General features: G+C 71.7%; 14 protein-coding genes. 8 read left to right on the top strand and 6 right to left on the bottom strand.

Annotated elements, in window-relative coordinates:
- Positions 1-50: 50 nt before the first annotated feature.
- Both KF837_04725 and KF837_04720 read right to left on the bottom strand, forming a co-directional pair.
- Positions 51-791: a hypothetical protein gene (locus KF837_04725; GenBank protein ID MBX3226590.1), complete on the bottom strand. Its 741-nt coding sequence runs from the start codon at positions 789-791 to the stop codon at positions 51-53.
- Between the two features lie 72 nt (positions 792-863).
- A complete protein-coding gene (locus tag KF837_04720; protein ID MBX3226589.1) occupies positions 864-2,360 on the bottom strand; it encodes a hypothetical protein in 1,497 nt (498 codons plus the stop codon).
- Between the two features lie 126 nt (positions 2,361-2,486).
- On the opposite strand from KF837_04720, the gene KF837_04715 reads away from it, so the two are divergent.
- From KF837_04715 to KF837_04700, 4 genes are all read left to right on the top strand, one after another.
- Complete coding sequence (locus KF837_04715) at positions 2,487-3,422, top strand: MoxR family ATPase (protein MBX3226588.1); 936 nt, start codon at positions 2,487-2,489, stop codon at positions 3,420-3,422.
- Complete coding sequence (locus KF837_04710; protein MBX3226587.1) at positions 3,419-4,684, top strand: DUF58 domain-containing protein; 1,266 nt, start codon at positions 3,419-3,421, stop codon at positions 4,682-4,684. The genes KF837_04715 and KF837_04710 overlap by 4 nt, the downstream gene beginning before the upstream one ends.
- Positions 4,681-6,336 (top strand): transglutaminase domain-containing protein, encoded by a 1,656-nt coding sequence (locus tag KF837_04705; GenBank protein ID MBX3226586.1) that lies wholly within the window; start codon positions 4,681-4,683, stop codon positions 6,334-6,336. The genes KF837_04710 and KF837_04705 overlap by 4 nt, the downstream gene beginning before the upstream one ends.
- Positions 6,337-6,443: 107 nt before the next feature.
- On the top strand, positions 6,444-6,899 hold the full coding sequence (locus tag KF837_04700) for a family 14 glycosylhydrolase (GenBank protein ID MBX3226585.1): 456 nt from the start codon (positions 6,444-6,446) through the stop codon (positions 6,897-6,899).
- Between the two features lie 143 nt (positions 6,900-7,042).
- On the opposite strand, the gene KF837_04695 is transcribed toward KF837_04700, so the two are convergent.
- On the bottom strand, positions 7,043-7,750 hold the full coding sequence (locus KF837_04695) for an enoyl-CoA hydratase/isomerase family protein (GenBank protein MBX3226584.1): 708 nt from the start codon (positions 7,748-7,750) through the stop codon (positions 7,043-7,045).
- 156 nt (positions 7,751-7,906) lie between these two features.
- On the opposite strand from KF837_04695, the gene KF837_04690 reads away from it, so the two are divergent.
- Positions 7,907-9,736, top strand: coding sequence for a phosphoenolpyruvate carboxykinase (GTP) (locus KF837_04690; protein MBX3226583.1), 1,830 nt, complete (start codon positions 7,907-7,909; stop codon positions 9,734-9,736).
- Positions 9,737-9,754: 18 nt separating this feature from the next.
- On the opposite strand, the gene KF837_04685 is transcribed toward KF837_04690, so the two are convergent.
- On the bottom strand, positions 9,755-10,417 hold the full coding sequence (locus tag KF837_04685) for a ferritin-like domain-containing protein (protein MBX3226582.1): 663 nt from the start codon (positions 10,415-10,417) through the stop codon (positions 9,755-9,757).
- Positions 10,418-10,440: 23 nt separating this feature from the next.
- Here KF837_04685 and KF837_04680 point away from each other — a divergent pair, with 23 nt between their 5' ends.
- The gene (locus KF837_04680; GenBank protein ID MBX3226581.1) at positions 10,441-11,772 is read left to right on the top strand and encodes a hypothetical protein; all 1,332 of its coding nucleotides are present in this window, start codon (positions 10,441-10,443) and stop codon (positions 11,770-11,772) included.
- Positions 11,769-12,080: a DUF4333 domain-containing protein gene (locus tag KF837_04675; GenBank protein MBX3226580.1), complete on the top strand. Its 312-nt coding sequence runs from the start codon at positions 11,769-11,771 to the stop codon at positions 12,078-12,080. Before KF837_04680 ends, KF837_04675 begins: the two co-directional genes overlap by 4 nt.
- Here KF837_04675 and KF837_04670 read toward each other — a convergent pair whose 3' ends face one another.
- Entirely contained in the window at positions 12,081-13,007 is a 927-nt protein-coding gene (locus KF837_04670; protein MBX3226579.1) for a hypothetical protein, read from the bottom strand. It abuts the gene before it with no gap.
- Between the two features lie 98 nt (positions 13,008-13,105).
- Here KF837_04670 and KF837_04665 point away from each other — a divergent pair, with 98 nt between their 5' ends.
- A complete protein-coding gene (locus tag KF837_04665; GenBank protein ID MBX3226578.1) occupies positions 13,106-13,396 on the top strand; it encodes a DUF4333 domain-containing protein in 291 nt (96 codons plus the stop codon).
- On the opposite strand, the gene KF837_04660 is transcribed toward KF837_04665, so the two are convergent.
- The gene (locus KF837_04660) at positions 13,393-14,676 is read right to left on the bottom strand and encodes a DUF1704 domain-containing protein (GenBank protein ID MBX3226577.1); all 1,284 of its coding nucleotides are present in this window, start codon (positions 14,674-14,676) and stop codon (positions 13,393-13,395) included. The genes KF837_04665 and KF837_04660 overlap by 4 nt on opposite strands.
- Positions 14,677-14,735: the final 59 nt, after the last annotated feature.

Below are 14,735 nucleotides of genomic sequence, written 5' to 3'. Positions count from 1 at the left end.
CCGCGCGTGCGGGCGGAACGAATGGGGCGCCGGCCGCGGGACGCGTGGCGTCAGAACGAGTCCTTCGGCTCCTCGGTGCCGGGGGTCACCAGCTTCGGGAAGACCTCGCGGACGAAGCGATCGCGGACCTCCTTCGCGCGCTGGGGCTCGTCGCGCGACGGGATCGCGACGCCGACGACGAGGCACGACCTCGTCCCCCACGCCGGGTACGCCGCCCACGCCGCCTCGTAGGACTCGCGCGCGAGCACGGTCGCGGTCTTCGCGTGCACCGGATCGACGTCGACGATCGCGACCTGCTTCGGCGTCTTCGGCGGCGCGGCGGGGCTCCACGCGAACGCGACCGGCGCCTCGTGCGTGAGCTCCACCTCGAACGCGTCGATGTAGGGCTGCGCCCAGTGCTCGAAGCTCTTGTTGCATGCACCCTGCACGGAGTTGTCGTCCACGTGCGTGACGAAGCCGCCGAAGATCGCGTGGTGGTCCTTGCCGTAACGGAAGCCGACGAGACTCTTCAGCGTGAGGAAGCGCACGCGCGTCCAGTGGTCTCCGTCCGGCAGCGGCACGAGGACCGAGCTCTGCTTGTCGGGCTTGGTGACGATGGGCCCAACCTTGAGCTGCTCGAGCGCGGCCGCGTGGCCGTCGCCCCCGGCGCCGCCTTGCGCCGCCTTACCGTCGTCCTTCGGCGGAGGAGCGGGCGCGACCGGACGCGGCGACGCGGGCGCGGGGACCGGCGCGGCGTTCGCGGCGGAGCACGCCGCACATCCAAGCAAGAGCAGTACCGCGAGCCGAGCCATCCACACGCAAGTGTTGGACGGATCGGCCACGAGATCCAGTCTTCAACGCAGGGGGCTCTGCCCGGATAGGGCTCAGCCGGTGCGCATCGAGCCCTTGAGGGGGCCGGCGAAAATCGGCGCGCCCTCGGCGGACTTGATCGTGAGCTGGTTCGTCTTCGGGTCGTAGCTGAACCGCAGGTTCGACGAGCTCGGCAGGACCCACTGGTTGCCGCGGAAGATCGCGCGCTCCGCCCAGCCGTCCGCGCGCACGAGCGTGATCACCCCTTGCGGGTAGAGATCGAGGCTGAGATCGTCGCCGAGCGCGTAGCGGCCGGGCGCGACGGTGAGCGGAGGCGTCGCGCACTCGCGGATGATGCTCTCGTCGACCGAATACCACGCGGTGTCCTTCGTATGCGTGAAGGTCGCGTGGAGCTTCGTGCCGCCGTCGCTCGTCGAGGTCTCGCGGTTGTTCCGCTTGAGCGGCGTCGCGTTCGGACCGAACACGAAGGTGTAGTCGGCGAAGCGCGTGAGATCGATCGTGGCGTCGACCGGCGTGATCGCGGGGAGCTTCGCGCGGTAGCTGCCGACGCGCGCGCCGTTCGCCCAGATCTCGATCGTCTTCGTGCCCGCGCCCGTCTCGAAGACGCCGGCGGAGACGAAGGCCTCACGATCGGAGCCGTCCTCGAGGATGAGCATCTGGTTCGGCGTCGTGAGCGTGACCATCACGCGCTGGATGACGTGACCGGTGATCGACACCGTGAGGTCGCCCTTCGTCGTGTCCTTCACGCGCTTCTCGACGTACTCGATGCCCTTCGCGAGCCCGAGCGAGGCGCCGCCGAAGCTCACGACGATCGGGTAGTTGAACGTCGGGACCGGGGCCGCGTCGGTCACGTGGACGCGCGCGCCGAGCTTCGTCCCCGCGCGATCGAGGAAGAGCGGCTCGATCTCCTCGAGCTGCTGGATCTCCCACGGCTGGAAGCCGGCCGGGTTCGCGAGCGCGGCCTGCACGTCGGCCTTCGCGATCGTCTTCTTGTCGCCGTCGCTGTCGTGGATGGACTGGAGGCGCGCGGCAGTGCGATGGAGCACGGTCGAGAGCGACGCGATCGTGATCGTCGCCGGCTCGAGCGGCTCCGTCGCGGCGTCCGAGACCTCGGTCGCGACGATCGTGTCGGGCGCGGGGACCGTCACGTCGCTCGGCGCCTCGCGCGACACCTCGAGGAGGCGCCACAGCGCGGGCAGCGCCTGCCGCTCCGCGTGGACGAGCTGCTCGATCATGCCCGGCTGCTCGAGCGCGACGAGCTCCTCGATGCTCACCCGGCCGTCGGCCTCGCTCGTGCCGAGGACGCCGTCGGTCCGCCGCGCGAGCTGCGTGAGCACGCCGGGGAGCGCGCCGAGCCGGCGGAGGTTCTCGATGTTGCGGGAGCTGAGGTAGGACGCGCCCGGGCTCGCGTTCGGCGACTCGATGCTCGTCCCGGGCACCACGCTGACGCCGTTCGACGCCGCGGCCGCCGGCGCCTCGCCCTCGGGCGCGCACGCCGCGAGCGCGAAAGCTGCGAAAACACCCGCGATTCCGAACGTCGATCTCAGCATGGGATCAGTGGCCTCGGTCCATGTACGGAAATAGGCGCCCGCACCTTCCCTCGATCCTCGGCGGACCGCAAGGCGCTCGGAACTTCCCCGTTCTTTTCACGTCATTTCCACGCTTTACTGGCGCCCATGAGCGCCGACCGAAACGTCGTCGAGCGGCTCCGCGCCGCGATGCAGGGGGTCCTTTCAGGAAAGGACGACGTGATCGATCTGCTGCTCGTCGGCCTCCTCGGCGCGGGGCACGTCCTCGTCGAAGACGTGCCCGGCGTCGGAAAGACCACGCTCGCGAAGGCGCTCGCGAAGGCGGTGAAGGCCGAGTTCACGCGCGTGCAGTTCACGCCCGATCTGCTCCCGACCGACATCCTCGGCTCGCAGATCCTGAACCCGAAGGACGGCTCGCTCTCCTTCCATCCCGGGCCCGTCTTCACGAACGTCCTCCTCGCCGACGAGATCAACCGCGCGTCGCCGCGCACGCAGTCGGCGCTCCTCGAGGCGATGAACGAAGCGACCGCGACGGTGGACGGCGTCACGCGTCCGCTGCCGCGGCCCTTCTTCGTCATCGCGACGCAGAACCCCTCCGACTACCAGGGCACGTATCCCCTCCCCGAAGCGCAGCTCGATCGCTTCCTCCTCCGGATCGGGGTCGGGTACCCGTCGGCGGAGGCGGAGCTGGCGATGCTCTACGCGCGGCGCACCGCGGACCCGCTCGCGGCCGTCGAGCCGGTCTGCGACGAAGCGGCGATCGTCCTTCTCCAGACCGCGGTCCGCGAGGTCGAGGTGAAGGAGGCGGTCGCGAAGTACCTCCTCGAGATCGTCGCGCAGACGCGGAAGGCGACCCCGATCGAGCGCGGGATCAGCCCGCGCGGCGCGCTCGCGTTCTTCCGCGCGTCGCAGGCGCGCGCGTACCTGCGCGGCCGGAGCTACGTGAGCCCCGACGACGTGCACGCCCTCGCCGGTCCCGTCCTCGCGCATCGCGTCCAGCTCACGACCGAGGCGCGCTACGGCGGCGCGTCGGCGGAGGAGGTCCTCGCGAAGGTCACGCGCGAGGTCCGCGTGCCGACGTGAGCGCGCGGCCGGCCGATCGCGTCCTGCCGAGCTCGGTCAAGTGGGCGCGGCTCAATCACATCCTGATCCCGAAGACGAAGGGCGCGCGCGATCGCGTCCGCGCCTCGCTCCTCGGCCGCGTGCTCGCGCCGGCGTTCTGGGTCTGGGGCTCGCTCACGGACGAGGGCCGCACGCTCTTCGTCGTGCTCCCGCTCGCGGCCGCGGTCGCGATCGACGTGCAGCGGACCACGGCGTACTTCGTCGCGGCCGTCCTCTTCGGGTTGCTCGCCGGCTCGCTCGTCGCCGCGCGCGCGCTCGTCCTCGATCGCACCACCGTCCACGTCTCCGCTCCGCGCCGCGTCACGATCGGCGAGGAGGTCGTCTTCACCGTGACCTGCCGCCGCGAGGCCGGCGCCGCCGTCGCGGCGCGCGTGCGCGGGCCGTTCTTGCCCTGGGACGGCACGTGGACCGGACCTCCGCCGGAGGAGATGGTGCTCCGCGACGGCGAGAGCGCCACCGCGACGATGCAGGCGCGGTTCGTCGCGCGCGGCGTGCATCACCTCGATCCGTTCACCGCCGCCGCGATCGCGCCGCTCGGGCTCGCGTGTGGGCCGCGGCGCGAGAGCGACGGCGCGAAGGTGTGGATCGTCCCCCGCATCGCGAACGTCACGCGGCTCCCGCTCGCGATCGCGACGCGACATCAGCCCGGCGGCGTGGCGCTCGCGTCGAAGGCGGGCGAGTCGATGGACCTCCTCGGCGTGCGGCCGTACCGACCCGGCGATCCGGTGCGCGATCTCCACGCGCGCACGTGGGCGCGAACGGGCGCCCCCGCGGTGCGCGAGTACCAGCAGGAGTACTTCACGCGCGTCGGCGTCGTCCTCGACACCGGGTTCGCGGACGAGGACCGGCTCGAGGCCGCGATCGAGCTCGCCGCCGGCGTGATCGCGCACCTGTCGCGCGGCGAGTCGCTCATCGACGTGCTCGTCGTCGGCGACGCCGTGCACGACCTCACCGTCGGGCGCAGCCTCGGCTGGCTCGACCAGGCGCTCGAGCTGCTCTCCGCGGTGGAGCGCGGCCCCGAGCTCTCCGCGGCCACGCTCGTCACGCGGCTCGAGCCGCACCTCGCCCAGCTCTCCACCGTCTTCGCGATCGTCTCGCCGGAGGCGGCGCAGAAGGACGCGCTCGCTCAGCGCCTCCACGACAAGGGCCTCGCCTGCACCACGATCCCGGTCGACGCCGAGCTCGCGCGCGCGATCGTGGCGAAGGAGCCGCTCGCGTGGTGATGCGCTTCTTGCCCGCCAGCGTCGCCGCCGCCGTCGTCGCGCTGATGAGCGCGCTCCGCGGGCTCGGGCCGATCTCGCGCGGGATCGCGATCGCGTGCGCCGCCGCTGCGCTCGTCGCCGCCGCCGCGCTCCGGCGGCGGGACGTGCGCGCGCACGCGAGCGTCGTCGCCGGGATCGCGGCGGTGACGGCGGCGGGACAGGTCGCCGGCGGGTGGCTCTACGGCGCGTGCGTCGCGGCGTTCTTCACCGCGGCGCTCCTCTCGCTGCGGGCCGCGCGCGCGAGCGGGCAGCCGCGCCCCGCGCCCTCGGCCGCGGCGCTCGTGAAGATCGGGGGCGTCACGGGAGCGATCGTCGTCCTCGCGCTCCTCCTCCTCACGCCGATCGCCCTCCGCGTCGAGCGCTTCGTGAACGGGATCCTCGGCGTCGACGGGGACGAGACGACCGCGTTCTCGACCACGATGCGCCTCGGCGCGACGCGCGGGATGCTGCAGAGCAACGCGATCGTCGCGCGGATCGAGGGCGCCCCCGGCGTCGAGTACCTCCGCGGCGCGGTCTACGACACGTACAACGGCGCGTACTGGATCACGAGCAGCGAAGGCGGCAAGCGCACCACGAGCGCCGCGCGTCCCGGCGCGCCGGCGCGCATCACGCTCGATCGCAACGCGCCGGCCGGGGCCGACATGCGCTGGTTCCTCCCGCCCGGCGCGTGCGGCTTCGATCGCGACGTGGAGGTCGACGCGTTCGGCGTCGTCCGGCGCGGGTCGGCCCCGAACCCGCAGCGCCTCGGGTTCGCGACGGCGGGGTGCGCCCCCATCGCCGCGCGTCCGCCGACCGAGCGGGACCTCGAGGTCCTGCGTGACGTGCGCGATCGGATCGAGCCGCTCGCCGCCGCCGCGACGGCGCGCGCGGCGACGCCGCACGACAAGCTCCTCGCCCTGAGCCGCGAGCCGTTCCGCGGGTTCGAGTATTCGCTCGCGGTGGAGCGCGATCCGGGGGTCGACCCGATCGCCGACTTCATGACGGTGCACCGCGCCGGTCACTGCGAGATGTTCGCGTCGGCGATGGTGCTGATGGCGCGCACGCAGGGGATCCCGGCGCGCGTCGTCGGCGGCTACCGCGCCTCGGAGGTCAACCCGATCACGGGGCAGACCGTCGTGCGCGATCGCAACGCGCACGCGTGGGTGGAGGCCTGGTACGACGGCGCGTGGCACGCCTTCGATCCGACGCCGGGGAGCGACGCGCCCCTGCGCCGGGGCTTCCTCGATCACGCCGGCGACCTCTGGGACCTCGCCCTCGATCGCCTCGCCGAGATCGGACCGCTCGGATACGCCGCCGGGCTCGGCGCGCTCGTCGTCGTGCTCCTCGCGATTCGACAGGCAACCAATTGGTTGCGTCGCCCGCGCCGCGTGCGCGCCGCGCGCGCGATGGAGCGGCCGCTCCCGTGCTTCGAGACGCTCCTCCGCGCGCTCGAAGAGGCGGGGTTCGCGCGCGATCCCTCCGAGCCGCTCGAGTCCTTCGCCGCGCGCGTCCCTCCCGTCGCCGCCGCCGCGGTCGCCGCCTACGCCGCCTTCCGCTACGGCGGCGTCGGCGACGAGCGCGCGGTGGTGCAGGAGGTCGAGATCGCGGCGCGCGAGACGCGGGCCGCTATTTGAGGAACGCTGGTACCGCGCGAGCCTGCTCGAGCACGGTCGCCTCGTGCTCGGCGCGGCGGCGGACGTGTTCCAGTCCTCGCCGTTCCGCGGGACGCGGCTCTCCGCGCGTGCCCGGCGTCCACTGGCGCGCGGGGAGCGATCGCCGGGCGGAGCTCGCGGCGGGGCTCGTCTCGACCGGCGACGCCGCGGACTGGACGAGCGACGAGCGCGGCCACGGCTACGCGCCGCTCGTCGAGATGCTCGCCGCGCTGCGCGCGCGCCCCGATCGTCCGAACGTCGCGCTCGAGTACACCTGCCTCGAGAAGGGCAACGGCGAGGGCGGCCCCGCCGTCGCGTCGATGGCGGAGGCGCTCGTGTTCTGGGTCGCCGACCTCGCCCATCGCCGCGGCGTCCCGATCGGCGGCGAGAACGCGCTCGCCGGCGGCCTCCACGGGCACGAGGGTTGGGACCGCATCGAGAACGCCGCGCGCTGGAGCCACTACGACGAGCTCACGTTCCTGCGCCTCCACGACATCGTCTCGAGCCCGATCGCGCGCGCGCGCGTCCAGCGGCTGGCGCGCTAATCCGGCGCGAGCTCGAAGCGCCCGGCGGCCGCGTTCGGCCGCGGCACGTGGAAGGCGGTCTGCTCCCAGAACGACGTCAGCGGCGCCCGATCGAAGGGCTCGCGCTTCGCCGCCGCCGACGGCGCCGCGGGCGGCGCAGCCTCTCAGGCCTTGCGCTTCTCGAGGACGGCGAGCATCGCGGCGCGGCGCTCGGGGCTCGCCCAGTACGGGATCGTGTCGTCGGCGAAGCGGCGGCGGTCGGCGTCCGAGACGTCGAGGCGCGGCCGGAGGAGCAGCTTCGTCGCGGCGTAGATGTCGCGCGGGTGCGAGGCCATCGTCGCCAGGATCGCGCGCGCCTGCGCCTCCTCGCCGATCACGTCGACGAGGCCGAGGTGGCGCGCCTCGCTCGCCGGATACAGCGCCGACTCGAGGAGCACGCGCTCGAGGTTCGGGGCGGTGAGGCGCGCGCGCGCCATCGCGAACGTGAGCGGCGGGAAGCGGAGCCCGAGCGCGACCTCGTTGAGCCCGATGCGCGCGTCCTCCCGCGCCGTCATCACGCGCACGTCGCAGCAGAGCGCGAGGACGCAGCCGCCCGCGATCGCGTGGCCGTTCACCCACGCCACCACCGGCGCGGGGTGCTCGTAGAGCGCCTTCACGAGCTCCTCGAGCGCGGTGAGGAACGTCGTCATCCCCGCCACGTCGAGGGTCGAGACCTCCTTCAAGTTCAGGCCGGCCGAGAACGCGTCGCCGTCGCCGGTCAGGAAGATCGGCGCGTCCTTCGCCGCGCGGACCTGCTCGAGCGCGCGCTGCATCAGCGCGGTCGAGAGCGAGTTCTTGCCGGGGCCCGAGAGGATGATCGTCGTCGCGTCCATGAGCGCTCCGTCATAGCGCAAAGACGCGCCCGCATGGCGGCGCGGACGTGGAGGAAGAGGAGGAGGAGCAAGGCTCGACCGCGAGGACCGCCGCGACGATTGACGCAGGTCCTCGCAGCGATGACAAACACGCCAACCTGCGGTAAGGACGGCGGTATGAGCGTCAGCACCGCCACCCCATCGCGTCCGCCGATCGATACGACCGGCAAGCCTCTCACGAAGAACCCGCACGTCCTCAAGTGGGTCGCCGACATGGCCGCGATGACGAAGCCGGACCGCATCGTGTGGTGCGACGGCTCCGAGGCCGAGAAGGAGCGCCTCACGGCGGAGGCGGTCGAGCAGAAGATCATCGAGCCGCTCAACCACGACAAGCTCCCCGGCTGCTACCTCCACCGCTCGAACCCGAACGACGTCGCGCGCGTCGAGCAGCTCACCTTCATCTGCACGCCGACGAAGGACGAGGCCGGCCCGACCAACAACTGGATGGCGCCGGACGAGGCGTACAAGAAGCTCGGCGGTCTCTTCGACGGCTCGATGAAGGGCCGCACGATGTACGTCATCCCGTACTGCATGGGCCCGATCGGCTCGCCGATGTCGAAGATCGGCGTCGAGCTGACCGACAGCATCTACGTCGCGCTCAACATGCGGATCATGACGCGGATGGGCAAAGCGGCGATGGACATGCTCGGCCCCAAGAGCGAGGACTTCAACCGGGGCCTCCACTCGGTGCTCGACTGCAACCCGGAGCGCCGCTTCATCTGCCACTTCCCGCAGGACAACACGATCTGGTCGGTCGGCTCGGGCTACGGCGGCAACGTGCTCCTCGGCAAGAAGTGCCTCGCGCTCCGCATCGGCAGCTACCTCGGCAAGCAGGAGGGCTGGCTCGCGGAGCACATGCTCATCCTCGGCGTCGAGTCGCCCGAGGGCGAGATGACGTACGTCGCGGCCGCGTTCCCGAGCGCGTGCGGCAAGACGAACTTCGCGATGATGATCCCGCCCAAGCGCTTCAAGGGCTGGAAGATCTGGACCGTCGGCGACGACATCGCGTGGATGCGCGTCGGCGAGGACGGCCGCCTCTACGCCGTGAACCCCGAGTTCGGGTACTTCGGCGTCGCGCCGGGCACGAGCTACGACTCGAACCCGAACGCGATGAAGACGATCATGAAGGACACGATCTTCACGAACGTCGCGCGCACGCCGGACGGCGACGTCTGGTGGGAGGGCAAGGACGGCCCCGTTCCGCCGGAGCTCATCGACTGGAAGGGCAACCCGTGGAGCCCGAAGTCGACGGAGAAGGCGGCGCACCCGAACTCGCGCTTCACCGCGCCGGCGACGAACAACCCGTGCCTCTCGCGCTTCTACGACGATCCCGCCGGCGTCCCGATCAGCGCGATCATCATGGGCGGCCGCCGCGCGACGACGATCCCGCTCGTCATGCAGGCGTTCTCCTGGATGCACGGCGTATTCATGGGCGCGACGCTCGGCTCCGAGACCACCGCCGCGGCGACGGGCAAGGTCGGCGTCGTGCGGCGCGACCCGTTCGCGATGCTCCCCTTCTGCGGCTACAACATGGGCGAGTACTTCCAGCACTGGCTGCGGATGCAGTCCGCGCTGACGCAGCCGCCGAAGTTCTTCCTCGTGAACTGGTTCCGCAAGGGCAAGGACGGCAAGTTCCTCTGGCCGGGCTTCGGCGAGAACATGCGCGTGCTGAAGTGGATCGTCGACCGCGCGCGCCTCCGCGTCGGCGGCCAGGAGACGATCTTCGGCTGGGTCCCGAAGGCAGGCGACCTCGATCTCTCCGGCCTCGACATCCCGCACGAGAAGGTCGACGAGGCGACGCACATCGATCTCGACGAGTGGGAGGGCGAGGTGAAATCGTACGGCGAGTTCTTCGAGAACATCGGCGCCGCGATGCCCCGCGCGCTGAAGCTCCACCAGGAGCTCCTCCTCGCCCGCATCGAAGCGGTCAAGGGCGGCCACGGCTGAGGGGCCACGACGGCGCGCTCAACACCCCGGCGCGCGCGTGATCCCGAGCTTCAGGCGCGCGATCTCCTGCAGCTCCTCCGCCATCGCGAGGACCTTGGTGCTCGCGGCGCGGGCGGCGGCTTGGGCGTCGTCCGTCGTCGCGAGCTCGAGGAGGAGCTTGCGGCCGAGCTGATGGTGGTGCTCCTCGTCGGGCTGGATCGTGCCTTCGTAGAGGCGCGCCGTCTCGGAGTCGCCCTCGGCGTAGCAGAAGCGGATGAACTCCGCGTTCCGCACCAGCGCGAGGGCCTCGCGCGTGAACTGGCCCGCCGCGACGCGCGCGACGGTGCCCTCGAGGCCGACGAGCCACGTCAGGAGCGGGCTCCGGCCGCTCGCGAGCGGATCGATCTTCGACGTGTCGACGCCGAGCGCCGCGAGCCGCTTCTCGATCAGGCGATAGTGCTTCGCCTCGTCGCCGGCCTGGCGCGCGAGGGCGAGCTTCACCGAGACCTCCGGCGTCGACGGGATCCACGCCGCCGCGCACTCCGTCGCCTCGAGCTCGTTCTTCAGCGCGAGCCCGAGGAGCTTCGCCACCGTGAGCTCCGGCCCCGCCTCCCCCGCCGCTGCGGCCGCGCCGATCCGCGCCAGCGCGGCCTGGTTCTGGGCGTCGAGCTCGGCGACGAAGGCTTCGGGCGAGAGCGGCATCGCGCGATGGTATCCTGAAGACCATGCGCTATGGGCTCGCGTCGGCGGCGGTCCTCGGCCTCGCCATGTTCTTCGCATGCACGGAGGACGAATCGCCGCCCGCCGCGCAACCCGACGGCGGCAACGCCAGCTCCTCGAGCTCCTCGAGCGGAGACCTCACGCCTCCCGCGGACGACGACGACGACGGCGAGCCGTCCGACGCCGGACCCATCGACGCCGGCGTGCCGTTCAAGGCGTACGACGTCAACCACGTGCTCTCCACCGGACAGAGCCTCTCCGTCGGCGCGCGCGGAACGCCGCCGCTCTCGACCACGCAGCCGTTCGCGAACCTGAAGCTCGAGGCCGACGCGTTCGCGCCGCTGGTGGAGACCACGGTCGAGACGATGTCCTCCGCGTTCGCGAACCTCGTCACGCAGATCGCGGCGGACGAGGCGAAGCTCGGCGACCACGACCTCCTCGTCACCGTCCACGGCGTCGGCGGCTTCTCGTACGCGCAGCTCAAGAAGGGCACGACGCCGTACGCGAACGGCGTCGCGCAGGTGAAGATCGCCGCCGACCTCGCGAAGAGCCTCGGCAAGACGCACGTCGTGCGCGCGGTCACGAACGTGCACGGCGAGACGGATCACAACCTGAAGAGCCTCACCTACCAGGCGGACATCACGGAGTGGCAGGCCGACTACGAGGCCGACGTGAAGGCGATCACGGGTCAGTCCGAGCCGATCCCGATGCTCCACACGCAGATGAGCAGCTTCACGAAGCTCGGCGGCGCCGGCGGCTCGGCGGTGTCGCGCATCCCGATCGATCAGCTCGCGGTCCACGTCGCGAGCAACGGCAAGAGCGTGCTCGTCGGCCCCAAGTACCACCTCCCCTACGTGAGCGACGGCGTGCACCTCACGAACGAGGGCTACCGCCACATGGGCGAGGACTACGCGAAGGTCTATCGCCGCATCGTCCTCGAAGGAAAGAGGTGGGAGCCGCTGCGGCCGATCGCGGTCACGCGCGCTGGCAAGACGATCACGGTGAAGTTCCTCGTGCCCTCGCCGCCGCTCGTCCTCGACGACGTGACGGTGCAGAACCCCGCCGACTACGGCTTCGAGATCGCGCAGGACGGCGCGCCGCCGCCCAACATCGAGAGCGTCGACGTGACCGCGCCCGACACGGTGACGCTCCTCCTCGCCGCGGAGCCGACCGGCCAGAACCGCCGCCTCCGCTACGCGTTCACCGGCACGCCGGCCGCGAACGGCGGCCCCACCACCGGCGCGCGCGGCAACCTGCGCGACTCGGATGCGACGAAGTCGCGGGCAGGATACAACCTGTGGAACTGGTGCGTTCACTTCGACGAAGCCCTGCCGTGAAGCGCGCCGCGCTCCTCCTCTTCTTCGTGCTCGCCGCGTGCGGATCGAAGCGCGAGCGCGAGGTGCCGTCGTGGGACCTCGAGAAGATCGCGCAGAAGCAGCTCTCGACGAAGGGCAAGCGCGCCCCGGCCGTGCATTGTTACGAAGCGCTCGACGCCCGCGTCGGCGCGCAAGCGGTGTGCTGGATCCTCATCGACGGCAAGCCGCACGACGTCACGATGACGGTCACCGAGGTCGACGGCTCCGACACGAGCTTCGACATCGAGGTCGCGGCCGAGCCCCGCACGCCGCCGCGCGACGAGGAGTGACTACGGCGTGACGCAGCGACCGGGATCGCGCTTCGTGCAGATCCCGGTCACGCCCGTCGTCGCGCCGGTCGGCACGCAGTCGAGGCCGAAGCGGCACCCGATGTCGTCGCTGCAGCCGTCGCCCGCGACGCCCCACGCGACGCAGGTCCCGCTCTCGCACTGCGAGTCGAGGCACCCCGCGTCGCCGTGACAGGCCTGGCCGAGCGGGACGCGCGGCACGTCGGAGCAGAGCCCGCTCCTGCAGTACTGGTCCTTGTCGACGTCGCACGCGTTCGACGTCGTGCACGGCGAGCCCTTCGGCAGCGGCTTCTTGCAGACGCGGTTCGCGCACCGCAGCCCGACCGCGCACGTGGTCGTGCAGGGTTGGTCCTCGCGCGGCGGCACCACACACGTGCACGCGCCGGTCCCGCCGTCTCCCGCGCGCTGGGCGACGAGCCCGCGCGTGCAGGGCCGCTCGTCGTCGCAGCTCTCGCCCGCCTGCGCCGGCTGCGCGCAGGTCCCGCACTGGCCGATCGCGCGCTTGCACACGCCGCTCCGGCACTGCGCGCCGTTCCCGCACGGCGCGCCGTCGTCGAGCTCGCCGGTGAAGGTGCACTCCGGCATCGCGGGGTCGTAGTCGCACTGGACGCGGCGAATCGCGTCGGCGCAGCGCGACAGCTGGCTCGCGACGTCGCCCACCTTCGGCCAGCCGAGGACGGCGCGATACGACGTGCTCGTGTCGTCGAAGCAGCGCTCGCGCGAGTTGTAGCGGTTGCGGAACGCGCCGGGCGCGCACGCGAGGACGCGATCGCAGTTCGCGCGCGCGAGATCGTCGGCGGCCGTGAAGTCGATCGCGGCGTCGCCCGATCCCGCGCCGCCCGAGCTCGTCTCGTGCTCGACGCCGATGGGTCGTCGTTCGGCGCGCTCGCGGGCGAGCCGTTGCTGCACGCGTACGCGAGGACGAGCCCCGCGCCGCCGAACGCGGCGGTCGACGATCGCAAGAGAAAGCCCACGGTCTCGACGTTACCACGGGCTACGCTCCTCCCATGTCGTTCCGCCTCGCGGGGCCGGTGCTCGGCGCCCTCCTCGTCGCCTGCGGTGACGCGAAGGTGAAGAAGGAAGACGTCGAGAAGATCTCGATGGGAGAGCTCGCGAAGCAGACCGGCAAGCCGTCGCCGGCGATCACGTGCCCCCGCGCGCTCGAGGCGAAGGTCGGCGCGACGATGACGTGCGCGGTCCCCTTCGAAGGCAAGACCCACGACGTGAACGTCGTGGTCACGACCGTCGACGGCGGCTCCGTGCACTTCGACATCGAGATCGCCGACGAGCCGCGTTAAGCGCGAGCCGGGCGCGCCGCGCGGGCGAGGGCGATGAGCTCCTCGTAGTGCTTCTCCACCGCGCCGAGGCCGACCGACTCGAGGAACGACGTGAACGCGAAGTAGGGCAGGAGCGTCGACCAGCGCGTGAGCCACGTCGGGCGGTGGCGCGGGCGCGCGAGGAGCCCGTGCGCGCGGAGCTCCACCAGCGCGACGACGTCGTCGAGCGCGATGCGGCCGGCGACGAGCATCTCGATCTCGTCGCGGAAGCCGCCGCGCACGAACGAGGCGAGGAACGCGTAGACCTGGAGCAAGCCGGCGACGTAACACGCGTCCTTCGTGAACGGCGCGCCGCCCTCGGGGAGGCCGCCGCGACAGATGCGGACCGCGTCGAGGTACGCGTCGCGCGGGGTCGCGCCGCGATCGACGAGCCAGCGATGGAGATCGATGAAGCTCGCGCCGTCCTCCGCCATCTCCACCATCTTCACGCGCTGCGCGAGGCGCTCGAGGCGCGGGATCGCGAGCGCGTGATGGTGCAGCTCCGCGAACACGGCGAGGCCCTCCTGCGTCGGCGTCGTGCGCGGGCCGCCGGCGCGGAGGAACGGAGCGAGCTCCTGCGCGGCGCCGTTCTGCGCGGTGAAGGCGTGCGTCTCGACCTCGTGGACGTAGAGGGCCTCCGCCTCCCACGGCTCGAACGTCGCGTCGGGACGGATGCGCACGCGCGTCATCCCCGCGATCGCCTTCGAGGTGCAGCGCTCGTCGAGGAGCACGTCGACGTCGATCTTCGGTCGATGCTGCGCGATGCGCGCGCCGAGGTACGCCGCGAGCTCCTCCGCGCCCATCTTCTTCGCGGCGCGGTCCTTCGCCTCGTCCCAGCCCGTGACCTTCAGCCGATCGAGGAGGTGGTTCGCGAGATCGAGGTTGGTCGGTCCGTCCCAGAACGCGGTCCGCGCGCCGCCGTAGATCTCGCGCGAGACGTCGCCGAACGCCTTCGTCCCGATCGCGAGGAGGAGGCGGTTGCGATCGACGGCGGAGCGAACCGCGCTGCGGAGGAAGGCCGGGATCGGCTCGTCGCCCTCGATCGAGCCCGCGAGCGCGCCGAGGCGGCGGTCCTCGTCTTCGAGCGCGTCGCGGTCGACCGCGTACTTCGGCCGCGGCAGGCGCGTGCACTTCGAGGCGAAGAACTCCTCCTCCACCGCGCGCGGCCACGCGATCTCGTCGAGGAGATTTCCCTTCGACTTCAACGACCCCAGCGCGGGGGAGACACGTTCGAGGAGCTCGCGCGCGCGGCGTGGGGTCATCGGGATCCAGATCGAGCCAAGCCGATGGGGTAAGTGTGCGATACGCCTCGCGCATGGAT

The organism is Labilithrix sp. (genome assembly GCA_019637155.1).
Lineage (GTDB): Bacteria > Myxococcota_A > Polyangia > Polyangiales > Polyangiaceae > Labilithrix.
This window is presented reverse-complemented; position numbering and strand designations above follow the sequence as displayed.

Bases quoted from the DNA above. Each gene is read 5' to 3' on its own strand.
- KF837_04725 (MBX3226590.1), bottom strand. From the start codon at position 791: ATGGCTCGGCTCGCGGTACTGCTCTTGCTTGGATGTGCGGCGTGCTCC.
- KF837_04720 (MBX3226589.1), bottom strand. From the start codon at position 2,360: ATGCTGAGATCGACGTTCGGAATCGCGGGTGTTTTCGCAGCTTTCGCG.
- KF837_04715 (MBX3226588.1), top strand. From the start codon at position 2,487: ATGAGCGCCGACCGAAACGTCGTCGAGCGGCTCCGCGCCGCGATGCAG.
- KF837_04695 (MBX3226584.1), bottom strand. From the start codon at position 7,750: ATGGACGCGACGACGATCATCCTCTCGGGCCCCGGCAAGAACTCGCTC.
- KF837_04690 (MBX3226583.1), top strand. From the start codon at position 7,907: ATGAGCGTCAGCACCGCCACCCCATCGCGTCCGCCGATCGATACGACC.
- KF837_04685 (MBX3226582.1), bottom strand. From the start codon at position 10,417: ATGCCGCTCTCGCCCGAAGCCTTCGTCGCCGAGCTCGACGCCCAGAAC.
- KF837_04680 (MBX3226581.1), top strand. From the start codon at position 10,441: ATGCGCTATGGGCTCGCGTCGGCGGCGGTCCTCGGCCTCGCCATGTTC.
- KF837_04665 (MBX3226578.1), top strand. From the start codon at position 13,106: ATGTCGTTCCGCCTCGCGGGGCCGGTGCTCGGCGCCCTCCTCGTCGCC.
- KF837_04660 (MBX3226577.1), bottom strand. From the start codon at position 14,676: ATGACCCCACGCCGCGCGCGCGAGCTCCTCGAACGTGTCTCCCCCGCG.